The organism is Bremerella cremea (assembly GCF_003335505.1).
Lineage (GTDB): Bacteria > Planctomycetota > Planctomycetia > Pirellulales > Pirellulaceae > Bremerella > Bremerella cremea_A.
This window is the reverse complement of sequence record NZ_QPEX01000030.1, coordinates 64,400-86,523: the sequence shown is the minus strand read 5'-3', so window position 1 is coordinate 86,523 and position 22,124 is coordinate 64,400. Positions and strand designations below refer to the sequence as shown.

Annotated in this window: 21 protein-coding genes; 10 read left to right on the top strand and 11 right to left on the bottom strand. The window is 54.8% G+C overall.

What is annotated here, in order from left to right; all coding sequences use genetic code 11:
• Positions 1 to 157 precede the first annotated feature (157 nt).
• From DTL42_RS15285 to folE2, 5 genes are all read right to left on the bottom strand, one after another.
• Positions 158 to 898 carry a glucose 1-dehydrogenase gene (locus tag DTL42_RS15285; RefSeq protein ID WP_114369775.1) on the bottom strand — a complete coding sequence of 247 codons (741 nt, stop codon included), beginning with the start codon at positions 896 to 898 and terminating at the stop codon, positions 158 to 160.
• 99 nt (positions 899 to 997) lie between these two features.
• Complete coding sequence (locus DTL42_RS15280; RefSeq protein ID WP_147274296.1) at positions 998 to 1,741, bottom strand: endonuclease; 744 nt, start codon at positions 1,739 to 1,741, stop codon at positions 998 to 1,000.
• A gap of 355 nt (positions 1,742 to 2,096) precedes the next feature.
• Positions 2,097 to 2,312, bottom strand: coding sequence for a hypothetical protein (locus DTL42_RS15275; protein ID WP_114369597.1), 216 nt, complete (start codon positions 2,310 to 2,312; stop codon positions 2,097 to 2,099).
• Positions 2,313 to 2,933: 621 nt separating this feature from the next.
• Complete coding sequence (locus tag DTL42_RS15270; protein ID WP_114369596.1) at positions 2,934 to 3,281, bottom strand: nucleotide pyrophosphohydrolase; 348 nt, start codon at positions 3,279 to 3,281, stop codon at positions 2,934 to 2,936.
• A 61-nt stretch (positions 3,282 to 3,342) separates the two neighbouring features.
• Positions 3,343 to 4,353 (bottom strand): GTP cyclohydrolase FolE2, encoded by a 1,011-nt coding sequence (gene folE2, locus DTL42_RS15265; protein WP_234824225.1) that lies wholly within the window; start codon positions 4,351 to 4,353, stop codon positions 3,343 to 3,345.
• 425 nt (positions 4,354 to 4,778) lie between these two features.
• Between folE2 and hemB the strand changes: the two genes are divergently transcribed.
• The 6 genes from hemB to DTL42_RS15235 all read left to right on the top strand — a co-directional run bounded on the left by hemB (position 4,779) and on the right by DTL42_RS15235 (position 10,264).
• Positions 4,779 to 5,789 (top strand): porphobilinogen synthase, encoded by a 1,011-nt coding sequence (hemB, locus tag DTL42_RS15260; protein ID WP_114369595.1) that lies wholly within the window; start codon positions 4,779 to 4,781, stop codon positions 5,787 to 5,789.
• A 158-nt stretch (positions 5,790 to 5,947) separates the two neighbouring features.
• On the top strand, positions 5,948 to 6,823 hold the full coding sequence (locus tag DTL42_RS15255; protein ID WP_114369594.1) for an EboA domain-containing protein: 876 nt from the start codon (positions 5,948 to 5,950) through the stop codon (positions 6,821 to 6,823).
• A 69-nt stretch (positions 6,824 to 6,892) separates the two neighbouring features.
• Entirely contained in the window at positions 6,893 to 7,804 is a 912-nt protein-coding gene (locus DTL42_RS15250) for a TatD family hydrolase (RefSeq protein ID WP_114369593.1), read from the top strand.
• 198 nt (positions 7,805 to 8,002) lie between these two features.
• Positions 8,003 to 8,524: a DUF1569 domain-containing protein gene (locus DTL42_RS15245; RefSeq protein ID WP_114369592.1), complete on the top strand. Its 522-nt coding sequence runs from the start codon at positions 8,003 to 8,005 to the stop codon at positions 8,522 to 8,524.
• A gap of 201 nt (positions 8,525 to 8,725) precedes the next feature.
• On the top strand, positions 8,726 to 9,511 hold the full coding sequence (locus DTL42_RS15240; RefSeq protein ID WP_114369591.1) for a YceH family protein: 786 nt from the start codon (positions 8,726 to 8,728) through the stop codon (positions 9,509 to 9,511).
• A 399-nt stretch (positions 9,512 to 9,910) separates the two neighbouring features.
• Positions 9,911 to 10,264 (top strand): helix-turn-helix domain-containing protein, encoded by a 354-nt coding sequence (locus tag DTL42_RS15235; RefSeq protein WP_114369590.1) that lies wholly within the window; start codon positions 9,911 to 9,913, stop codon positions 10,262 to 10,264.
• A 78-nt stretch (positions 10,265 to 10,342) separates the two neighbouring features.
• Here DTL42_RS15235 and DTL42_RS15230 read toward each other — a convergent pair whose 3' ends face one another.
• On the bottom strand, positions 10,343 to 11,950 hold the full coding sequence (locus DTL42_RS15230) for a vWA domain-containing protein (RefSeq protein WP_158545396.1): 1,608 nt from the start codon (positions 11,948 to 11,950) through the stop codon (positions 10,343 to 10,345).
• A gap of 277 nt (positions 11,951 to 12,227) precedes the next feature.
• Between DTL42_RS15230 and DTL42_RS15225 the strand changes: the two genes are divergently transcribed.
• Genes DTL42_RS15225 through DTL42_RS15215 form a run of 3 tightly spaced genes read left to right on the top strand, consistent with a single transcriptional unit; the run spans position 12,228 to position 14,662 of the window.
• The gene (locus DTL42_RS15225) at positions 12,228 to 12,770 is read left to right on the top strand and encodes a type 1 glutamine amidotransferase domain-containing protein (protein WP_114369588.1); all 543 of its coding nucleotides are present in this window, start codon (positions 12,228 to 12,230) and stop codon (positions 12,768 to 12,770) included.
• Positions 12,767 to 13,153 carry a VOC family protein gene (locus DTL42_RS15220; RefSeq protein WP_114369587.1) on the top strand — a complete coding sequence of 129 codons (387 nt, stop codon included), beginning with the start codon at positions 12,767 to 12,769 and terminating at the stop codon, positions 13,151 to 13,153. Before DTL42_RS15225 ends, DTL42_RS15220 begins: the two co-directional genes overlap by 4 nt.
• Before the next feature lie 15 nt (positions 13,154 to 13,168).
• Complete coding sequence (locus DTL42_RS15215; RefSeq protein WP_114369586.1) at positions 13,169 to 14,662, top strand: ArnT family glycosyltransferase; 1,494 nt, start codon at positions 13,169 to 13,171, stop codon at positions 14,660 to 14,662.
• Between the two features lie 569 nt (positions 14,663 to 15,231).
• Here DTL42_RS15215 and DTL42_RS15210 read toward each other — a convergent pair.
• The 5 genes from DTL42_RS15210 to DTL42_RS15190 all read right to left on the bottom strand — a co-directional run bounded on the left by DTL42_RS15210 (position 15,232) and on the right by DTL42_RS15190 (position 20,125).
• Entirely contained in the window at positions 15,232 to 16,749 is a 1,518-nt protein-coding gene (locus DTL42_RS15210; protein ID WP_114369585.1) for a glucosyltransferase domain-containing protein, read from the bottom strand.
• 46 nt (positions 16,750 to 16,795) lie between these two features.
• Positions 16,796 to 17,638, bottom strand: a complete 843-nt coding sequence (locus DTL42_RS15205) for a purine-nucleoside phosphorylase (RefSeq protein WP_114369584.1) — start codon at positions 17,636 to 17,638, stop codon at positions 16,796 to 16,798.
• Positions 17,639 to 17,771: 133 nt separating this feature from the next.
• Positions 17,772 to 18,602: a purine-nucleoside phosphorylase gene (locus DTL42_RS15200; protein ID WP_114369583.1), complete on the bottom strand. Its 831-nt coding sequence runs from the start codon at positions 18,600 to 18,602 to the stop codon at positions 17,772 to 17,774.
• Between the two features lie 218 nt (positions 18,603 to 18,820).
• The gene (locus DTL42_RS26575) at positions 18,821 to 19,465 is read right to left on the bottom strand and encodes a DUF2500 family protein (protein WP_199590153.1); all 645 of its coding nucleotides are present in this window, start codon (positions 19,463 to 19,465) and stop codon (positions 18,821 to 18,823) included.
• A gap of 105 nt (positions 19,466 to 19,570) precedes the next feature.
• Positions 19,571 to 20,125 carry a DUF2500 family protein gene (locus DTL42_RS15190; protein ID WP_158545395.1) on the bottom strand — a complete coding sequence of 185 codons (555 nt, stop codon included), beginning with the start codon at positions 20,123 to 20,125 and terminating at the stop codon, positions 19,571 to 19,573.
• 257 nt (positions 20,126 to 20,382) lie between these two features.
• Here DTL42_RS15190 and DTL42_RS15185 point away from each other — a divergent pair, with 257 nt between their 5' ends.
• Entirely contained in the window at positions 20,383 to 21,675 is a 1,293-nt protein-coding gene (locus tag DTL42_RS15185) for a hypothetical protein (protein WP_147274295.1), read from the top strand.
• Positions 21,676 to 22,124 lie beyond the last annotated feature (449 nt).

Here is a 22,124-nt window from a genome sequence, read left to right as displayed (position 1 = left end):
CTTTTGTTCAGCGTTTCAAACAAAAACAACCGCCCCCCGCCCAGCCTACTAGAGGCGATTCCCCACATAGAACTAATGCTGCGATTTGCGGCATTCTGCAGGATGCCCCCACCAGCCCTATCTTGTTTCAACACTTCCATCTTGGTGAACCGCCGAACTAGGCCGTGCCGCCATTGACCGGCAGGATTTGGCCTGTGATCCAGCCGGCGTCGGCGCTGGCCAAGAAGACGATCACCGGGCCCATGTCTTCGACCTTGCCGAGCCGTCCGAGAGCTGAAAGGTTACGCATCCGCTCGATCTTTTCCGCTTCGTTGTTGCCCAGGAACATCTCCGTCTCGGTTGGTCCGGGCGAAACGGCATTTACGGTGATTCCGCGCGATCCCATCTCTTTGGCGAAGCTCCGTGTCATCTGCTCGACAGCCCCTTTCGACGCGCAGTAAGGACCATAGGTTGGCAACATCATCCGCACGGCGGAGCTCGACAGATTGATAACACGTCCCCCATCTGCCAATCGCTTGGCCGCTTCACGCAGACCATAGAATGTGCCGTTGACGTTTACCTTCATCACCCGATCAAACTCTTCGTCGGTGGTGAGCTCGATTGGCTTGTAATGCACGATGCCTGCGTTGTTTACCAAGATGTCAACGGTTCCAAAGTTCGCTTCCGCAACGTCAAACAGTTTCTTCACGTCGGCAGCTTCAGCAACGTCTGCTGCCGCAGCCACTGCCTGACCTCCTTCCGCAATAATCTGCGCGACGACGGACTCGGCGGCCTGCTGGTGCCGTGCGTAATTGACCACCACCTTCGCCCCTGCTGCGGCTAGGCTGACACAGATATTGGCTCCAATTCCACGCGAACCTCCAGTAACGATCGCCGTTTTGTTCTCTAACGTTTTCATCTTGCTTTCTCCATGAAGTAAAGAAGCGATGATCTCTTGCACTATTGCTGCCAGCCTCCACAATCCCTACTCGGCAAGCCGTTGGCCGGTATGCGCGAGCTAAGGGTTGGCCGAGGCATGCTCCGCGAAAATCACTTGGCGTTTCTGCCGATGAATTCCCACTAAGCCGCCCGTCTTCGGATCCATCGCGATCCCCTGTCCGGGAAATGGGGTTAGGCAAGTTGCCGTATGCATCAGAACCGAACCCGTCTCTGGCAACTTCAGCCGATAGATCACCTTCTTATCGTGTCCCGTCGCCAAGAACTCGTCCCCTAACCAGATTCCACCAGAGATACTAGACGAGCCCAAGTCGGACACGACGCTTGGGGGAAAGGTCCAAACGGCTTGCTCTTGCCACGCGGGATCAAACTTCACTAGAACCGTGCGGGCATTGTCCCCTTTGCCATAAACCGCGAACACACACCACCATGCCTCATCCTTAAACACCGCCACGGTTAGGCTGCCATGTGGCGAATGCCCGAAGCGATGAAAGTCGCTCAACTGCATCGACGCGACATCAAGCACCTTAATGATGCTCGACTCTGGCTTGAAAGGATAATTCGAGTGGGCACAGTACAGCTTCCCTTCGTGGAGAAATCCACTGTTAAGATGCTGCGCGTCCCCTTCACTTTTCGCAACAAGCTCACCACTAGCCCGTCCGTACTTGGCGACCATGGTGTTATTGATCGCATAAACAAACGACTCGTCTGCCGCTGCGGCCTGATTGGCCTCTGGAGCGTCTAACGTAGCAGTTTGCTTCCAGGCACAAGACCTTTCTTCCCCGATAACATTTGCAATAGGCATAAGAACCACCGAGAGCCCCAACGCCAAAAAGCAGTCGCGAATCACCAGTAGCTTCTCCCCACAAGGCTGATTCAAAAGATCAATCAGCAAACACCCGAACAAAAGAAACGCCTGCCTGCCGTTAGACACAAGTCGCGGCGGAAGCGCATTCGCTTCGCAACTGCGCTAGATTCAATGACTTAGGCCACCTGTCAGGAGCAAGCGGCTTCCATGCCACTTGTCCGGGTAGCCAGACTTGCCGTCCTGGCAGCGGGGTTCACACTTTAGAATTATGAACGAAAAACGGGTGCCGGGCGACCTCTTGGTAAAGTCATCCCGACACCCGAATATAGCAATTCAACCTTGGAACAGGCTGTTATTTTCCGCAAGTTCGCATGGCCTGAAAGCCAGCGTTGGTTAGGCTGTAGGCGCCTTTAAATGTTTCAGGAATCAAGTATTCCCGCTTGACCAATTTCGCGAGAGAATTTTTATGGGTCGCCAGCATGGGGCCAGTGAAGCAGAGCATTCGGCCTGGATCCATCAAGTATTGGCGGAATGTTCTGAGGACTTTCTTTTCACCATCGGTCAGCATGGGAAGCTCCTATACAAGGATTCGAAGAGCTTAGCCTCCTGCTTGTACGTTATGACTTTCTCCATAAAGCCAGATGGCTGTCCGTAGCCTGTGAAGTCCGTTGAAATTGACTCACGCGATCGTACAGAAAAGAAAACACTACTCTCGCCACCGGAGACCTCATGCCCCTCTCATAACGCGGTAGTGCTTTCTACAGCTTCGACCATCGTACCATTTTTCACAGTGAATTGCTAGTACCTAATAAAAGGGGGTAACGCGTCTAGACGCTCCCTGGGGCACCTCAACGCGCTTGCTGGCCATCCTCGCTGACTAAGACGACGTGCCCGGCAGCTTTAGCCTCAAAAGCAGAAAAACCAAAGTCAATCCACGGTGGTAAAGTCCAACCACAATTCACGTAACCACTGTCCACCAATCAGCTTGGCGACCACGCTCGGCAAGAATACAGACGAAGGAATTCACGACCGAAGCATTATCGAGTTCGCTCCCCAGACTTGCTCAACAGCGGATGATCATCCTTCGCTTCGTGCTTTCCCTAGAACAACGGCAGATCATGCCGCTTTAGCAGGAAGTATTTCTTCCGCCCGATGGACACCTGATTCGTAGGTGTTGCCTGTGTGGGGCTTACTTCAGCTTTTCGTTTTGCTGATGACGGGTCGCATCGCGTTTCGTCTTCTTGTCTAAGTTCCGCTTTAACGCGTCGGTCAGATCGACTCCGGTTTGATTCGCCAGACAAATCAGCACGAACAAGACATCGGCGAGTTCGTCGGAGAGCTCCACTTTCTCGTCCGAAGGTTTAAAGCTTTGCTCGCCGTACGTGCGGGAAATAACACGGGCCACTTCGCCGACCTCTTCGACCAACTGCGCCAAGTTGGTCAACTCCGAGAAGTATCGCACGCCGATCGTTTGAATCCACCGATCGACTTCATCTTGAGCCTGACGCAGGGTTAGAGGCTGATCTTGGTGAGTCACTTATCGCTCAAAATTGCTGAAAGAGTCTTACTGCTTGCCTTCGTAGAACTGCGACCCAGGGTTACGGCTTCAGCCCGCCTGGCACACCTTTTACGACAATTGCCACGGCATCGTGCGGGTGCAAGCTTTCGAAGTGACTGGCTTGAATGCGGTAGTCGGTGACACCTTCCATCTGGTCGATGGCCGATTTCATCCGCCGGGCAGCATCTTCGCAGAACATCAAATTCTCGCCATTCAAACGGGCGAACTCTTGCTCGTCGGCTCGCTTTACGGCGGCCTGAACAGCCGTATTGAGCACTCCTTCGGTCCGCTGGATGATCTCTTCGATTGGTAAGTCGCTGCGAGTTTCGTCCAAGTCTACGGTAATGTCGGCATGGCTGCGTTGGCTATGCGGTACGGCGATCAGGGTGCTATTGGCCCCGAGCCAACTAAGCACCGTCGAAGCACTAAGCCAATTATGACCATAGAACTGCTCTTCAAATTGCTGCTGCAAGAGCTGGCGAGAAAGAGCCGCTGAACAGGGACAGGCGCTCGAATAGGTCAAACGTACATGCACGCGATACTTGACCTCGTCCCCTTTGCGTAACGCTTCGACCTGGATGGGATAGCTCCGCCAAGCCAAGTTATCGGAAAGCAAAGAGGCCCGTTGAATCATGTGCTCGAACGAAAAACACAGGTATGCCGACGCGCTCATTCCTTGGTGCGTTTCCAGAAATCGCCCCAGAATGCGTTCGATCTGCTTCCGCGAGAACTCGGTGTGCAGTTCGTTCTGCAGGCTCAAATAGAGCCGCGACATGTGAATGCCTTTGATGGCCGGATCGTCCAGGCTAACGTAAGCATCGACCCTGGCAGGGGTTCGCATTAACACATCATCTTCGCCGCGCACGAGAATGGCCACCTCGATCCCCGACATCCCCACCCGATCGATCGCCGATTGAAACTGCGGAGCGGTATCGTTTGCCACATCGGGCAGCAAACGAGGAGAGGTGTCCATGGCCAGGGGACGAATCGCATCCCCAGCCAACGAAGCGGCCGAACCAGATTGCGCGGACAAAGGAGACTCAGGAGTCATCTAGGTATCCTTGGCGGAGTGAAATGCAAAGCGGTTGGAACTTACCAAAGTCTAAGACCGGCAGATTCGCGAGGGGGCAACCGCTGTTTTTATCAAAGGAGGCGGCTTCCCATTGGAGCGTGGCCACCGAAAATTACCGTCTATTAAGGGGCTTCATGATACCGAATTTCGGACAGCCCGTCTTGAGATGCCCCAGAAACCGAATGCGTTACAATTCGCAGGAGGCTGCCCACCAGGGGGCCTAGTGAGTAAACTAACGAATATCTCGCCCCTGACTTCCGATTGTTGCCTACCCCTCTTAAGGGCTCAACAATTCCCTTCGCGAGCGAAACAAGAATTGTCGATAACTCATTTAACGACAATCGTTTCCTAGCGTCGTCAAAAGTCAATCCATCGCTGAAATCCTAACCTGGAACGCCAGAGCCATGTCCGCCACGGGTCACCTCGGAGATTACCCCCGCTACCGTCCTCGCCGCAACCGACAAACGGCCTGGTCTCGCCGACTGGTCCGCGAAAACACGCTGACGGCTGACGATTTGATTTGGCCTATTTTTGTCCAGCCAGGCCGAGGCAAGCGAACTGCGGTCCCCTCGTTACCAGGTGTCGATCGACTGACGGTAGATATTGCCGTGGAGGAAGCGCACCGGGCCGCCTCGCTCGGAATCCCGGTCATTGCCCTGTTCCCTGCTACCCCTTCCGAGCTAAAAACTCCGGAATGTGAAGAGGCAATCAATCCAGACAACTTGGTTTGCCAAGCGGTGCGAGCCATCAAAGAAGCGAACCTTGATCTGGGAATCTTGTGCGACGTAGCCCTCGATCCCTACTCGAGCCACGGCCAAGATGGCCTGGTCCGTGACGGTTATGTGGTCAACGACGAAACCGTTGAGATGCTTTGCCGGCAAGCGATTGTCCAAGCCCAAGCTGGCTGTGATATCATTGCCCCCAGCGACATGATGGACGGGCGAATCGGCGCAATTCGTAACGCTTTGGATCACGACTGCTATCAGCATGTCCAAATCATGGCCTACGCCGCCAAGTATGCGTCGGCCTTCTATGGCCCTTTTCGCGATGCGGTCGGTTCATCGGGCAATCTCGGCAGCGGTGATAAAAAAACCTACCAGATGGATCCCGCCAACTCCGACGAAGCCCTCCGCGAAGTGGCGCTCGACCTGAAGGAAGGGGCCGATATGGTAATGGTCAAACCGGGCATGCCGTACCTCGACATCGTATATCGCGTGAAAGAAAACTTCTCGGTGCCGACCTACGTTTACCAGGTCTCCGGCGAATACGCGATGCTGCACGCCGCAGCCGGCAACGGCTGGCTCGATTTAGAAAAGTCGATGATGGAAAGCTTGATGAGCTTTAAACGCGCCGGAGCTGATGGCATTTTGACTTACTACGCCCTTAAAGCAGCCGAATTGCTGCAAAAAGGTTAATCGTTAAACCACAACAATTTACATCCCTTAGTGGGAACTCACGACGCTGCTGCGAATAACTTGCCAGAGCGACTTCCAAGGCTTAGGCTACAGAATGGTCCCTTAACGCGGCACTAAGCGGCAAGGTATCCTCCATTTGACAACCAGGTTTGATCAACATGTCATACACGCCAATTCAGTTGCTAGAGAATTGGATCTTGCGACAAGCTTCCGATGACGGTCAAGCTTGGCTCGATACCCAGCGCGAAGCAGTCACCACGGGAGAACCCAAGTCGCTGTACATGGCCTTCGGTTTCACCCCTCGCAAGATCGGCAAAGCAGATCTGCAACTAACCGAGCGTGACATCAACGACGCCGCCGAGGCCCGCCCTGGCTGGCAACCTCAGACCTGGACCATCGATCAAGCGGCTCGCGTCTTGCTGCTGATGTCGTTGCCCAGCGAAGACGATGCGGCCTGGTTCGCGACGATTGAGAAACTCTTTCAAACGGCCGAGGTTCGCGAGCAGATCTGCTTGTATCAAGCTTTGCAGTTGCTGCCTCATCAGGAACTGTTCGACGACCGCTTGGCCGAAGGAATCCGCACCAACATTCAGACGGTTTTTTGTGCGATCGCCCACTGCAATCCTTTGCCGATGGAGCTCATGCAAGAGCCGGCCTGGAACCAGATGGTCTTAAAAGCCCTGTTCATCGGCGCGGCGCTCGATCCGATTGAAGGGCTCGACCAGCGTGTGAACCCAGACTTGGCTCGCATGCTAATCGACTTTGCCCACGAACGCCGTGCCGCGAAGCGGCCTATCCCAGTCGAGCTGTGGCGAGTCGCCGCCCCGTTCGCCGACGAGATCGCCTTGGAAGACATGAAAGCGTTGTATGCAACCGGCGAGACGCTAGAGAAATCGGCAATCGCCTTGGCTCTTGTTTCCACCGCCCTAGACGAAGCGGACGCGATCCTGCAAACCGATCCTGAAATAGCCAAGCGAGCCGAAAGCGGTAGCATCACTTGGCGAGAAATTGCCCAACAAGCTTACCCTTCGTAGGCATGCCACATCGCTTGGCGTTTTGCTGAAACTGAACACTGACAACCCCACACTTGCTTGTAACCAACCATGAAATTCATCGACCCGCACATTCACGTTACCTCGCGTACAACCGACGACTACGAAGCGATGGCTGCGGCCGGCGTTGCGGCGATTATTGAGCCGGCTTTCTGGCTCGGTCAGCCGCGGACCAATATCGGTTCGTTTCAAGACTACTTCAGCAGCCTGGTTGGGTTCGAGAAGTTTCGGGCAGCCCAATTTGGGATTCGCCATTACTGCACAATTGGCCTCAACTCGAAGGAAGCCAACAACGAGGCGCTCGCCGAACAGGTCATGGAATTGATGCCGCTGTTTCTGGCGAAAGAAAACGTCGTGGCCGTCGGCGAAATCGGCTTCGACGACATGACCGCCGCAGAAGAAAAGTACCTGCGTATTCAGCTAGAAATGGCCAAAGAAGTCAATCTACCCATCTTGATCCATACGCCTCATCGCAACAAAAAGCAGGGAACGTATCGGAGCATGGACATCATTGAAGAACATGAAATCCCACCCCATATGGTGGTCATCGATCACAACAACGAAGAGACGTGTGAAGAGGTCTTAAGACGCGGCTACTGGACGGCGTTTACCATCTATCCGAAGACCAAAATGGGGAACGAACGAATGGTAGAAGTCGTTAAAAAATATGGCGCTGAGCGAATCATTATCGATTCCTCCGCCGACTGGGGTGTGTCCGATCCGCTAGCGGTCCCGAAAACTGGCAATTTGATGCTAGAGCGGGGTATTCCCCAAGAGCACGTTGAGCTAACCTGTTACAAGAACGCTTTGGCAGCCTACGGCCAGAGCGGTCAGTTCGAGGAATCGGATTGGCTTTCCCCTGAACCTATTGATCAACGATCGTTGTTCGAAGGAAACAGTGTTCTCCGGGGAGGTCAGACCCCTCGTGTCGACAAGCCAGAAGACGATCGCATCATTCAATAAAAGCTCATAAAGTCTTCAAGTAAATCGACACCTTCCAGGCCAGCGGAAGGAACTGCCAAGCTAGGCACCACCTGACGTAAAAGACAACGTGCGATCGGAACCGTGTGTTGTTTTTTTGGTATCCAGAGGCACCCAGCAACTTGCCATGTGTCCGCCACCGGGGCGGGCCACACACTGGAATATTACCATCGGTGCAAAATGAGCTTTCATCGTAACGGCGCTAGCGACCGGTTGTCGCGGCGTGAGCTAAATCTCCAATCCTTCGACGAAGTCTTGGCAGAAGCCAGAAGCTTGTCTCGCGTTGGCTACCATCGCGTCTCCAAATGGTCACTCGGCCAGATCTGCGATCACGTTTCGCGATTTATGGACGACTCGATCGATGGCTTCAAATCGACTCCCCGCTTCGCCCCCTTGGTGCGTCCCTTTTTTCGCATGATGTACATGGGCAAGGTTCTGCGAAACGAACGGATCCCCGCCAAGATGCCAACCCTTAAAGAGTTGGAACCAGACGAATGGACCGAAGATGCCCACGCATTGCCTCAACTGGAGAAAGCAATTACTCGCATCCAAGATCCGAGCACGCAGTTCGTCACCTCGCCTGTGTTTGGTAATCTTACCGCCGACCAATGGCGTCAGGTTCACCTGTGGCACTGCCAGCATCATCTGGAATTCTTGATTCCAGCTGCTCGCGATGCCCAGGCCAATGCTCCCCAGGCGTAGTAGTTGATGTAGGTTGAAGTTTTTGGTCTTTGGCGATCCGTGAAGAAACCTCTTGTTGCGCGCTTCGTAAACACGCACACGCTTTCTTCCGTTCTGACAACTGAACGCTGAAAACTTCAAACGCCTATCACCTTGCCTTTTGGGGGCGTGCGTCGTATCTTGCGCGGCAAACATCTTGTCGTATTAGCAGGAAGGCATCCCATGTCCCAGGAACTAGATTCTCCCGAGCCCGCTTGGCGTCCAATCACAAAGATTCAGCGGCGGGTTATCGGGGTATTGGTAGAAAAGGCTAAGACTACCCCCGACGCCTATCCCATGTCGCTCAACGGTTTGACGACCGGTTGCAATCAAAAGAGCAACCGCGACCCACAAATGAACCTTGAAAGCTGGGAAGTCGAAGAAGCGCTGGAGCAACTGCGCACCATGAATGCAGTTGCCGAAGTCCACGGCGATGGGCGCGTGGTCAAGTTTCGTCACTACATGAAGGACTGGCTGGGCTGCGATGGCAACGAATTAGCTATCATGGCCGAGCTACTCCTGCGTGGCCCACAAACGGTTGGCGAACTTCGCGGCCGGGCGGCCCGCATGGGCAAAATTCCTGATATGACTAGCTTGCAGCCCTTGCTCGACGAACTGCAACGCAAGAAGTTAGTCATTCCGCTGACGCCCAAAGGCCGTGGCCAAATGGTTACCCACGGTCTCTACTCAGAAAAGGAACTCGCCGAGCAGCGCCAACAACATGGTGACGGTCGCCCAGCTGCTGCCGAGACGAGTCCTCCTGGCCCAAGCGAGACTGCCGCCAACACGCCCTCGGCCAGTCCTCCGGCTGCCTCCCCTGCTCCGGCTGCCTCACAGCCTGTCGCTGCATCAGCTGGTTCTAACGATAGCGAGGCAATCAGCGAACTTCGGGCGGAGATCGCCGCCCTCAAAGCGGAACTCGAGCGAGTCAAAAAAGACGTCGAAGATCTGTGGTCCAGCGTGACCTAAAGCGTGCCTTTTCTGTTGAATCACCGAGGGGCCAACTTGGTCCCTTTTTCCTGCGCTACCGGCTTCCTTTAGCCTGCCAAGATTGTGCTTCACGGCAACCGTTGCCCCAAGACTTTGGACCAGGTATTGCTTGCAGACTTTACTGAACTAACGTACAGTAGTGCTTGTCTGAAATACAGAACCTAGTCAGCCCGGGTGCTGCCGGCAGCGATCGCCGCCCGATCGCATCTTTGCCCCCAATTTCGCTTATTTCGCACGACCAAATCGCGTCGCGTAGAGCCATCTGGGGAATCGCCTTCGAGTTTCATTGGTTTACTTGTGCGCTGTGCCCAACGGGAAGTTCTGCGGCATGTCAGTGCGCTAATCCGAACGAGTCCATCTTGTGGAGCCAGGGAAATAATGCCACGACGTTCAACACCACACCGTTATCGTATCGAGCCCTCTCAGATCGCGGAAATCCATCGCCTGCGAGCCTCTGGTCGCACGAAAGTCGATATCCAACGAATCACCGGCATCTCGCGAACGACGATCCACAAGATCCTTAATAAGTCGCCTGACGCCCAGAATGATCCGTCTTCGGAGAAAGATGCAATCAACTACTTCGACGGCCCTGTCGAGCGATGTCCGCGTTGTGGTCGTAAAGTCCATATGCCTTGCATGCCGTGTCGGGTCGACAGCATGATGGCTAGTGGCCAAGTTCCGCCGTCCGAGATCCAAGAGAAAGACCGCCGACAGGTTGCCCAAGATTGGTAGGCAAGCCACCACATTGATGACTCCCAAAGGCCGACCGTGCAGTCGTCGGCCTTCGATGTTGAGGCGGAAAGCAATCGATTAGTACTCAGCCCACTTCCAGCCAATCGGCATTTCCAGTTCACGTTCCGCGAAGTAAGCCCACGGCGTATCAGGGTGCTCTTTGATGACCCGTTCCAAGTATTGCTTGGCCTGCAATCGCATCTTCTCTAAACGGCTTCCCGCTTCTTCTAAGGAATCGGCTGGTTCTAGCTTCCAAGTGTTGTGCGTAGGATCTTCAAACTTGCGTCCTCCCTTTAAGATCGCCAACATTTGATTGTAACCATCGACACGAGCCTTGTTCGCGGCAGCACGGCCGAGGGCCAAATCGTAGCTTGCCTGCCAACGCTTATCTTGGATCTTGTCACGATCCTTTTCCCCAGCGGCCAAAGGTTCGTAGACGGCATTCACCAAGGGCTCCAAGCGAGCAGCAATTCGCTGAGCGCCATCCAAAGCGTTCTTCAAACGGGCTTCATCAAGCACCACAAACTGCGAAGAGGGATAAGCCATTGCTTCGACTTGACCTTGCCCAGCCGCGCGATCGAGTGCGTCGAGTGCTTTGTTTTCGGCCAGCATCGCTTGGTAAGCTTGCTCGGTAAGATACTGCGGTGGGTACTTCCGCATTACTTCGTCGCTGAATCGCATGGCACTGCCTGGCCAAGGTGCCGATCGCAGCCGCGAGACCAGGAACTCGCCCCGAGTCTGATAAGCGAGATAGCCCAAACCAAACGGACCGTAGCCACTATCAACATCTTCGCCACCGAAGCCGCCAGAACTGAACTTCATATTGATGCGCTGCGAATGCCGCGTCTCTGGCCCTTGAATCATCGCCATCTGGCCATCGCTACGGCTTTCGCCGGGCGGCACCTCGGCCACCATCCGCCCCATCGGAGCAGGCACGCCGATCGCATACAAACGCACGCCGGTCGAATTCGCCTTTTCGACCACGGCATCGACATTCTGCCAATCGTCCCCCGCTTCGTCGGTGACCACCACCACAAGCAGCTCGCGCAGTTGTTGCGACTTTAAGGGACCGTACTTGTCGAGTACCTGACTAATCGTGTCGAAGGTTGCTTCCTTGCCGGAATCATCACGCGGAATCTTATCGATGCTGGCAATCACTTCCTGGAAGTCGGACGTCGGCTCTTCCAGCACGAAATTCGCTTTCTCGCCAAAGCTGACAATCGCGGTAGCAAGATCTTTCGGAGGCTTGCCACTCGGGAGACCGTTTTTGTCAAATTCCGAGTAAAGCTTCTTGGCCGCTTTCGCCCAGTCGTCGCGTAACTCAGTCGCGCTGACCGTGGAGTCGACCACCCAAACCAACATCGTCGGGGCGAAATCGACGCTGCTGGCGATTTCCTTTTGCATGCGGAAGACATTGTCCCCCACCGTGGCGTTCGCGCCGACGCTTCTACCACTTTCGCCAAAACGGCTCGTTCCGCCACCACGCAGCGACGTCTGCTTAATCATTTGCTGCCTGGCAAGTGCTTCTTTGTCGACCTTCGGCTTCTGGTCTTGCTTCTTCGGCTGCGAGGCCGGCTTGGCATCTTGTTTGGCGGCGGGCTTTTTCTCTTTGTCGAAGGGATTGCTGAACTCCACATTTTCGCCACAGCCAGCGACCAGCGTCACGCTCAGCAGTACGATACCCATCCATCCGAACGAGTTTTTTCTCCATGATTCCAAGCGACAAAGCATGACGTGGAAAGCTCCGTAAGACGAGAAAAAGACGAGTCAAACCGAATTGTATTCTAACCCCCATTTCGCTCGGGTCGAGCCAATGGCTCTTCTCCGCCCAGATCCCCGGTAGGATTATCGCGATTGGCACGCGGATCGCACGAGTTCTTCAGGTGACAACACCGCCCGACGGGTGGTATTTGCGGGCATAATCCGAAACAATGTTCAATTACCCCATTCAGCGAGATTCCTCATGCCATCTGAAAAGACACTCCAGGGAAAGCGTATTCTGATCTTTGTGGGCGATATCTACGAAGACCTGGAACTTTGGTATCCTCATCTTCGCTTGCAGGAAGCCGGGGCCGAAACGGTTTTGGCCGGGCTGGAAGCAGGCGTCACGTATGACGGCAAGCATACCTATCCTGCCAAGTCCGATGTGGCGATTAACGATGTCGATCCCAGCACGTTCGACGGTGTCGTGTGCCCTGGCGGCTTCATGCCAGATAAGCTGCGGCGCGAAGACAAGGTGAAGCAATTGATTCGCCACTTTCACGAGAAAGACCAATTGGTAGCGGCCATCTGCCACGGCGGCTGGCTTCTCGCTTCGGCAGGTATTTGCCGAGGGACGCGTCAAACCGGCTCGCCAGGGATTAAAGACGACATGGTCCACGCTGGCGTTAGCTGGGAAGATGCCGAAGTGGTGGTCGATAGGCACATTGTCACCAGTCGCAACCCAGGCGACTTACCGGCATTCTGCCGTGCGATGATTGAAGTGCTGGAGAAGCAAGCGACATGACTTTAGCTCACCTGACCATCGCTACCCAAGACTCGGCCGCGACCACCGAGTTCCTGCAAACGGTCTTCGACTGGCCTTTGGTCCCTCGCCCGGCCAATGTCGACCCTACCACCTACTGGCTCGACATTGGCTGCGGGCAGCAAGTCCACGTGTTGCTGGTCGACGAATTTCAGGTCTCGCCGTTTGAAAAAGAGTTCGGACGGCACTTTGCGTTTCTTTTTCCCGCCGCTAAGCTGAAGCAAATTCGCGAGCGTCTGGCTCAACAGAACGTGGAAGTCATTCCGCCGATTCGTCCGACCCCGTTCGAGCGTTTCTTCTTTCGCGACCCGAACGGATATATGTTTGAAATCATCGACCAGGACAAGTTCGTCCAAGAAACCTAGACCCAAGCGACCGCCATGGATGTCAACGATTCGCAAGAAGCGACCGTTTGGTCCCCCACACACAAGATAGTATTAGCGCTGCTGCTGACGGCGGTCTTTTTGTTTCAAGTCGGCATGCAGCGGGAAAGCACCGACTGGGGAGGCGACTTTGCCCAATACTTAAGCCAAGCTCGCAACGTTACCCGTTTTCACGACATGAACGACACGGGCTACGTCTACAATCCCGATGCACCGGTGATTGGGCCCCGGGCGTATCCACCTCTTTTTCCTATTTTCCTGGCTCCCCTTTACGCCATTTTTGGTGTCGATTACGAAGCATTGAAGATCGCGATGATCGCCCTGTCGATCGTTACGCTAGTCATTTGCAGTAGTTTTTTTGCCCGGCAGTTGTCTCCCAGAAATACGTTGGCCTTGGTCGCCCTGCTAGGCTTTATGCCGGTCTTCTGGGAGTTCAATCACTGGATCATCTCTGAGCATCTGTTTGTGGTGTTCTGGATGCTGGCGATGTGGCTTTACCAGCGTGATCGCGAAGACACTTCGCAGCCGACACAAAGTATTCCGCGTGCCATTTTGCTGGGGATTGTCATTTATTTGGCAATTGGCACCCGCACGGTTGGGATTGTGCTGCCGCCGGCTTTGATTCTGACGGAACTAATTCTCTATCGTCGGCTAACGCGTTACATGATGGTCTGTATCACGTCGGCGGTGGCTTGCTATGCCATTCAAAAGTTGCTCGTCCCCTCAGGCGGCTCAGGCTATCTCGATCAGCTTTCGCAGATCTCCGTTCATTCGATTCTCTACAACCTTTACGCTGATGGAGGCTCGTTCACATACGTCTGGGATAACGGCTACAAGGAGTGGCTCTCGAAGGTCTCTGGCATTGCGCTCACCTTGGTGGCGATTGCTGGCTGCGTGAAAGCAAACTGGCCAAAGCCGCAGTTTTTGTTCGTGGCGAGTATTCTCTACTTCATTCTGATTGTCATCTGGCCGGGCGCGGCCTGGGCTCGCATGATCTGGCCGCTTTATCCAGGCTTTCTGTGCTGGTTCCTTTACGCCTGCGATAAGTTCCCACGTACCGCGCGGCAGCGGAACCTCATTACTTCGGCCTTGCTGATCTACACGTTTGGCTGCTACGCCAGCTACTATTACTTCGCCGATTTCAGCCGGATCTCTGGTCCGGAAGATGCCACTGCGCAGGAGGTCTTCGCCCAGATCGAGAAGCGAATGCCGGACGATCCCAACGATGTCTGTCTCTTCTTCAAACCGCGTGTACTGACCTTCTATTTAGAACGAAAGTCGATCGGCTATCCGATTGATCTGAACGACGCCGCGGCGATGCACCGCACCATCGACGATCACAACGTGAAGCTGGCCGTCACCCGCAGCGAAGACCCGCCAGAAGTCCCGGCCATGTTAGCAGCCGAGGGATTTACGCAGGTCTGGAGCAACGCCGATTTCCAAATCTGGCAGCCTTCGACCCAGCCCTCTGAGTCCGAGCCAGCCTCGTAAGCGAGAAAGATTTTGTCCCCAGCTCTGTCCGGGAAACGGGAATTCATAGGCGAATGAAGCCAGCCTGAAAACCATCCACCGAGGCAACTAATCCACGATTTGGTTTCATACTCAAAACTCTTTTGCTGCCGCGCGGAACGAATTCAACTTCATACTCAAAACTCGGTTTCGCTTCGCTGCCAGGCCAAGCTAATTGCGAAACAAGTTCATACTCAAAACTCTAAACCTAGAAAGCAACACAGCTTATGCGTCGGCTTCACTTATGCCGTCGATCTCGTTTGTTAGGTGCGATCTTCGTTTTCATTTCATACTCAAAACTCTTTAGCTGCCACGCGGAACGACTTCAACTTCATACTCAAAACTCGTCGCAAGCATGCCGCTGGGTAGTGAGTTAACACGATCTCCGGTCGCTGAGGACTGGTGTCGCGCGAAGTTCTGATTGTCTGACATAAGAGAAGCATTTGTCGAATAGTTTTATCCCTGCCCCCAACTTGCCTCTGATTGCGCGCAGTATGCCGTGCTGCCAACCTACGAACAATCTGTTCACCTGACAAGAAATCGGCTGGGCGTTAATTTCGTAAGCTCTTCAGTTCGCGCATGTCGATCACCACCACATTGTTGCCGGTGGGAGCCTCGGCTGGGTCGAGGCTTTCGGTCAGTTCGATTCGGTCTAAAGGCCAATCCCCCGGCACGTCGCGCAGCGCAGCGATCACAATGCCTGGCATCACCCACTCTGGCTCGGTCAGCGGGCGACCAAACGCGTGGATGGCCCGCTGGGCGACAATCCCGTCGTCTACCGTTTGCCGGATGAGATGAATCCGCTGTGTGGCCGGCGTGAGCTTTGCTTGCAGTTGCTCGACCAGATAGGCATAACCTTGCGGATAGGGGGAAGTCCAATAATGAACGAGGTTAGCCTGCCCCATCCCCAAAGACACAAGCAGGAACCAGCCAGCCAAGATTCGCAGTACGATGCGATGCTGCGTGGGATAACAACAAGCGGTCACGATACGGTTCAAAGCCCAAGCCAGAAGAATGGTCGTGCCGACAGACAGTGCCCCGATCGTACGATAGTTCTTCACGTTGACATCGACCGCCAACCCATGCACGTGGCTCAAGGCCAGGCAAACGGCAATCGCCGCCAGCCACAACAGCCGAATCCCCACCGTGCTGCGGCGCTGCTTGGCGCAGCTTCGCCAAGCCACAACAAACCCAGACAAAATTACCAACGCCGTTAGCGCAGCGACCGAGAGCATGAACACCTTGCGATCGACGTCGACCACTTGCCACTGGTCGAGCACCATCGTGACGGTCGTTCGCCCCAGGGCCAACACCTTGGCGATCGGGTCGCTTAAAAGCTGAACCCGTGATTTTGCCTCCACGCCGCTCAGCAAAATGAAGGCTTTGAGCGCAACAAAGCAGACGCCCATTTGCGCCACGCCAACTGCCACAAACCAAGCACATTCGCGGCGATAAAACCGATTCCGCAGGAAACGGTCGTCGAGCACTGCGATTAGCCCTGCCAGCCAAAACCAACTGACCAGCGGTTGATACGTCCAAAAGATCAGCACTAATAGTAGCGATGCCCCCAGCCAGCAAAGGACCGCTTTGCCTCTAGAAATCACACATAGACGGCAGCCTCGCCAGCTAATCATGCCGGCCACCACCGCCAGCATTGCCCCCCACGAATAGCTCCAGACGGTAGCCCACGCCGCGAAAACGACCAACGTCGGCAACGCCCCCACGGCAATACAAACGGCCAGACGATATTCGCGCAGGGGAAACAGCCGCCGCGTGGCATGAAAGAGCGTGACACAAAGCAGGCCGATGCCGACGACCGAAATACCGCGTAAAAGCCTCAGGTCAGCTAAGTGTTGCACCCAGCCGTCAACCAGACCGAGCAGCATTTCGAGAACGGGTCGACCATCGGCACGATAGATTTGTGGAATGTGATCGTCGACCGGAAAGAAGGTGGGGAAGTCGTCCGCCGCTCCATACACGGCTTGCATCACCGGCCAATACAAACCAATCAGCACGGCCACAATCAGCAGCGAGAGCAGCAAGTTGGTTCTGGCTGAGGAAGAATTCACGCCTGACTCGTTTCGCGAAACATTCGCTCAGGCGCCGCGTGCTTCGCTAAACGGTCGCCAGCAAACCTTGTTGTTCTAAAAGCACTTCTCGCACAATATAACGTAAACGGGGCTCGGCGGCCTGGGCGGCATGAATGACATCGTACTTGCCTACACAGCCAAGGTTGTCTGGCAGGCAGATGTTGGTAACTGTCGAAAGGGCCAGCACGCGCAGTCCGACTTGGGCAGCAACAATCGCTTCCGGTACCGTACTCATCCCGACCACGTCTGCCCCGATTTTGCGGAGGAAACGATACTCGCTCCGCGTTTCGTAATTGGGGCCGGTCATCGCGGCGTAGACACCCCGATGGTGCCGAATCCCTTCCCGCCGGGCAATCCGCGCGGCAGCTTCCAACAGTTGGTCGTCGTAAGGGTTCGACATATCGGGAAAGCGATTGCCCAAGCTCGGATCGTTTTGCCCGGTCAGCGGATTGCGCCACATGAAATTGATGTGGTCTTCCATCAGCATGATGTCGCCGCTTTGATAAAACGGATTCATTCCGCCACTGGCATTACTCACGACGAGAATTTGGGCCCCGAGGGCCTTCATCACACGAACCGGTAAGGTAACCGTTTCGAGCGAGTACCCTTCGTAAACATGAAAACGGCCCTCCATGACCAAGACTGGGACACTGCCCAGCCGTCCACATACGAGTCGCCCTTTGTGACTAAGGGCTGTAGATGTAGGAATGTGGGGGAGATCTTCGTAATCGATGGTTGCCTCGACATCGACCCCATCGGTCAAAGTGCCGAGCCCGGTACCAAGAATGATGCCAGCCAGCGGGCACTGATTCCATCGCCGGCGAATGGCTGCCGCCAATTCTTCGACCTGGGCGTTGAGTTTGAACAACCAACTTTCCTCTTGTCGCCTTTCCTTTTCTGCTGAAACGGGAAAGGCCGGGTAACGAATTCTTTTCCCCGAGCTTGAATGGATACGTTTAACGAACCCAGCCCTGCGAACCGACGCGACGAGCTACCTCGAATTATTTGCCGGCGAATTCCGTAAGCACTCCTTTAACCAGTGTGCGCAGCTTTGGTTCGGCTTTATTGGCAATGGCAATGATCTCAGCCACATCGGCGGGCTTCAACGCGTCGGGCAGGCACAAATCGGTTACGATCGAAAGGCCAACCGTCTTCAAGCCGCAATGGACGGCAACAATCACTTCCGGTACCGTCGACATGCCCACCAGGTCGGCCCCAATGGCCCGCAGGAAACGGTATTCGGCCCGCGTTTCCAGGTTCGGCCCAGCCACCGCCACGAAGACACCACGATGCGCGACAATGTCTTCCTTGCGAGCGATCTCTAAGGCTTTGTCGATCAGCTCTTGATCGTAGGGGGCACACATATCAGGGAAACGTGGACCGAGGCGATCGTCGTTGATGCCGATCAGCGGGTTATCCCCCATCAAATTGATGTGATCGTCGATCAAGACGATATCGCCACAGTTGTGGAAAGGATTCATCCCGCCAGCTGCGTTCGAGCATAGCAACAGTTCGGCCCCGAGGGCTTTCATCACGCGAACCGGCAAGGTGATTTGCTTGAGCGAATACCCCTCGTACATGTGGAAGCGGCCTTCCATCGCCACAACCGGTACGCCGCAAAGCGTTCCGCAAACCAATCGCCCGCGGTGGCTGGTTGCCGTCGACGCGGGAAAATGGGGGATCTCGCTGTATTCGAACGATGCTTCTTCTTCGATTTCCTCTACCAAACCACCCAGGCCAGTCCCGAGGATAATCCCCGCCTTCGGGGTTTTGTCCCACTTCCCACGGATGACTTGGATGGCGTCTTGGATTTTATCGTAAAGATCGAGCATTTCGGCATCTTTCCGGTTCGATTCAGCGGTTCAAGCACGTAGCCCACGATTATGCCACGTTCGCTGTTAGCGACAAGTCCCGGGAAGAAAGAGAGAGGATTTCACCACCACGCATCCCGAGAACGCCGGACAGCAATAGAAAGAGGGACCACGAGTTACACCGTTTTTCGGCTTTCCCCGGTGTTCTCGATGAACTTAATGTCTAAACCAGTTTCCGGCTAAATCCGCACGCGATCGAAATCGAGGGCGTGTTGCTCTCGGAGAAATAGTACGCCGGCATCTTCTTCCGAGACTCGTCCATATAAGCTGCCGTCCCACACGGGATACTCTTGCCGCTGGCCATCCTCAAATTCAAAGGTGACGTAGTAATAGGTCGACGCCGAACTATCGCCACTGCCGCCAGAGAGCATCGTTCGCTTGCCTGCCACAATCGCAGGCAGCGTCGCGAGTTCGCCTGTTTCCAGACTTTGCATTTTTTTGAACTGTGTGATCGCCAGATAAACGCCCAGGCCCAGCATCCCCAGGGGGACTACTCCCATGCAAAAGGGAATGAGCGCAAAGCCACGTAGGCCAGCCATCGCTCCGATGATGCCAGACATGAAAAGTGTCATGATCACCCCGCCCCCACTGATGCCACAAAAGACGATGAAGAAGAACACCAAGAAAATCTTGGGCCCCACCCCTGGCTTAGGCAGACGCTCAATTCGCTGAGGCTCGTTCCTCTGCCGATACAGGGAAGACTCCTTGATTCGTCGAAACGTATCCTTGTCGCGCTGCTGGCTAGGAGTCGCGGTAACACTTCCGCAAAACTCACACGTCAGAGAATCTTCTGGCAAACTAGCACCGCAACTAAGACATTTCATGGGGCGTAAGTCTCCTTGTTCTTGTCAGCATTCAATTCAAAGCAATGCCAAGCGGGTATTCGTTTCAACTTCCCCAACCTTGCGGTAAATCGAACAGCATCTAGCCTACTCGATTTGTACACGCTCGAAATCAGCAACGTAATTGCCACGCAGAAAAGCGGCCCCGACTTCGTCGCTGCCTCGTAAATAGAGCACGCCAGCATCCTCTTCCGAGATTCGACCGAACAGCCCTCCTTCGTATACGGCGAGCTCACGTCGCTTTCCACTCTCGAATTCGAAGGCTACGTAGTAATTTGTGGAGGCATAGCGGCCTCCTCGGACTTCTGCTCGTTTTCCGATCACGATCACAGGCTCGACTTTTATCTGGCCACCACTGATTCGATCCGACTTACCCGGAAAAAACAGGTAAATCACCACTCCCAAAATCACGGCAATTAGAGGAACAAATCCCCAAGCCCCACCTGTTTGAAAGAGATTTCTGGTGACGACAAACCCGACTCCACCTGCTATCACCACATAAACACCAACCACCACCGCTGGCATGGAATCGGTCTGAGGAACACGGTTACGGCGTGGCTTCTTCTCTCGCTCAGCATACTGCGGCGACTCTCGAATGCGGCGAAAGATTTCGGCCTTATTCAGCGTGTGAGTTACCGGCACCGGCTCAACGGGTCGTAGTGTGTCGCAATATTCGCAGACAGAACCTTTCTCAGGAAAACTTGCGCCACAACTGGGGCATTTCATGGAAGAATGAACTCGGTTCGTTTGCTAAGGGAAAACAAGTGTTGCCAGCACGGTATTCGTTCTAGATTAACCGATCTTGCCCCCTCGTTCGACGTAAGCCCGGAAAATGTTGGCAGGGGCGTTATACTAAGGGCGGTACTTTCTCGACTTCCCTTGCACTCGACCAAACGGCCATGACACGTTCTTCGACGCCTGAACTTCATCACGATGTCCCCTGCCCTGGGTGTGGCTGTTTGTGCGATGACTTGACCGTGGAAACAACTGCCGGTCAGGTTACCGGCACGCAACCCGCTTGCAGGCTGTCGTCTGCTTATCTTCAAGCTCCCCTGGCGACAGCCGCCGATTGCTGCGTACATGGCCAACCAGCGAGCAGCGAACAAGCAATCGAGGCTGCGGCGGCTGTCCTGCAAAACGCCCGCGTTCCGCTTTACTTTGGCCTAGGAGAAACGAGCAGCGAAGTGGTGCGGAAAGTGGTTGATTTGGCCGATCAAACCGGAGGCATTCTCGACGCCTCGCACCCAACCTATTTCGATCCAACAGGACGTGTCCTCCAAACGACTGGGATGGTGACTTGTTCGCTTGGTGAAATTCGTCACCGGGCCGATTTGGTGGTCTTCTGGGGATGCGATCCGAAAACAACCCATCCCCGGCACTGGGAACGATACAGCGTCGAGCCGACAGGGCGTTTCATTCCCCACGGGCGAGCAGACCGTCATGTCGTTGGCATTGGCCAGCCGAATGCCACGACCGCAGCGTGCGATACGTTCCTTTCGCTTTCCCCTGCGCAGCAAATCGCCGCCCTGCATGCGTTGGTCGCGTGGACGCAGGGAAAACCGCTTAACGAGACCACGCTACAAGCTCAGCTAGGCAACATAGTCGAAGCGTTGGCCCAATTGCATCAACAGATTCAAGCAGCGAAGTATTTTGTGATTGTCTTAGGCGAAGGCTTCCTGCGGCGCGACCTGGGCCGTGTTCCGTTAGAGTTGCTCTCGCAGTACGTTCGTCCGCTGCATGAAAAAACGCGTGGGGCAATTTCCATTCTGCGGCCAGGGCCGAACTGGGTAGGGGCTGGCGGCGTGGTCGCTTCCCGCACCGGCTACCCCGGCGGAGCTTCCCTCGGGCAAGGCATACCGCAGTTCGATCCTGACAACGGATCGGCGGTTCAACTGCTGTCCGCTGGACGGGTCGATGCGGCGATGTTGTTTACGGGCCCTTGGCTGAAACAACTGCCTGAAGCTGCCATCAAGCGGCTCAACGAGATCCCCACGATTATGCTGGGGCATCAAACCGAGGGGCCAATCGGCGAGCGGCAGATCTTTATTCCCATCGCCCGCCCTGGCGTTAGCGACCAGGGAACGACGTCTCGCCTGGATGACATGCCGTTACCGTTACGAAGCCTAGTACCCGCGGAAGCTTTAACCGCGAAAGAGATTGTCCAGGCTCTGCTAGAGAAGACGTCGGCCTAACCAGCCACCACTGGCCAAACCATACCGCGCGGCTACGGCAGAAACGCTATCGCGAAACCAAGGCCAAATACCAACGCGTGAATGACCAGAAAGACGGCGTATTGGCGAATGCTGGTCGGCTGTGTGAGTTCTTGTTCAGTACGCAAAATGCTCTCCTTGGCGGCGTGTTGCGACGAATTGCACATGACGTCTGTTGCTTCGTGCTACGTACCAAATTCGCGTCCTGCGAGTTCATTGTGCTTGGCCATTGGGCGTAAACATCACTATAAGTATCTCTTTAATTAAGTTAAGGCCTTTTTGCCTTAAGAGCCGGGAAAACTCCGGCTCAAAGTCGCTTTCGTTCTTTTACAGCAACTATTCAGATTGCTCTGTTTACGAAAAACAACATGCAGCTCCGATCTATTCGGATTCTAAGGGCAGCCAGCCTTCCCTTTCGCGTGCCAAGCTTG

Excerpts from the sequence above, each read along its gene's own strand:
- DTL42_RS15285 (WP_114369775.1), bottom strand. The coding sequence starts at position 898 with ATGAAAACGTTAGAGAACAAAACGGCGATCGTTACTGGAGGTTCGCGT.
- DTL42_RS15280 (WP_147274296.1), bottom strand. The coding sequence starts at position 1,741 with ATGCCTATTGCAAATGTTATCGGGGAAGAAAGGTCTTGTGCCTGGAAG.
- DTL42_RS15275 (WP_114369597.1), bottom strand. The coding sequence starts at position 2,312 with ATGCTGACCGATGGTGAAAAGAAAGTCCTCAGAACATTCCGCCAATAC.
- folE2 (WP_234824225.1), bottom strand. The coding sequence starts at position 4,353 with ATGACTCCTGAGTCTCCTTTGTCCGCGCAATCTGGTTCGGCCGCTTCG.
- hemB (WP_114369595.1), top strand. The coding sequence starts at position 4,779 with ATGTCCGCCACGGGTCACCTCGGAGATTACCCCCGCTACCGTCCTCGC.
- DTL42_RS15255 (WP_114369594.1), top strand. The coding sequence starts at position 5,948 with ATGTCATACACGCCAATTCAGTTGCTAGAGAATTGGATCTTGCGACAA.
- DTL42_RS15250 (WP_114369593.1), top strand. The coding sequence starts at position 6,893 with ATGAAATTCATCGACCCGCACATTCACGTTACCTCGCGTACAACCGAC.
- DTL42_RS15245 (WP_114369592.1), top strand. The coding sequence starts at position 8,003 with ATGAGCTTTCATCGTAACGGCGCTAGCGACCGGTTGTCGCGGCGTGAG.
- DTL42_RS15240 (WP_114369591.1), top strand. The coding sequence starts at position 8,726 with ATGTCCCAGGAACTAGATTCTCCCGAGCCCGCTTGGCGTCCAATCACA.
- DTL42_RS15235 (WP_114369590.1), top strand. The coding sequence starts at position 9,911 with ATGCCACGACGTTCAACACCACACCGTTATCGTATCGAGCCCTCTCAG.
- DTL42_RS15230 (WP_158545396.1), bottom strand. The coding sequence starts at position 11,950 with ATGGGTATCGTACTGCTGAGCGTGACGCTGGTCGCTGGCTGTGGCGAA.
- DTL42_RS15225 (WP_114369588.1), top strand. The coding sequence starts at position 12,228 with ATGCCATCTGAAAAGACACTCCAGGGAAAGCGTATTCTGATCTTTGTG.
- DTL42_RS15220 (WP_114369587.1), top strand. The coding sequence starts at position 12,767 with ATGACTTTAGCTCACCTGACCATCGCTACCCAAGACTCGGCCGCGACC.
- DTL42_RS15215 (WP_114369586.1), top strand. The coding sequence starts at position 13,169 with ATGGATGTCAACGATTCGCAAGAAGCGACCGTTTGGTCCCCCACACAC.
- DTL42_RS15200 (WP_114369583.1), bottom strand. The coding sequence starts at position 18,602 with ATGCTCGATCTTTACGATAAAATCCAAGACGCCATCCAAGTCATCCGT.
- DTL42_RS26575 (WP_199590153.1), bottom strand. The coding sequence starts at position 19,465 with ATGAAATGTCTTAGTTGCGGTGCTAGTTTGCCAGAAGATTCTCTGACG.
- DTL42_RS15185 (WP_147274295.1), top strand. The coding sequence starts at position 20,383 with ATGACACGTTCTTCGACGCCTGAACTTCATCACGATGTCCCCTGCCCT.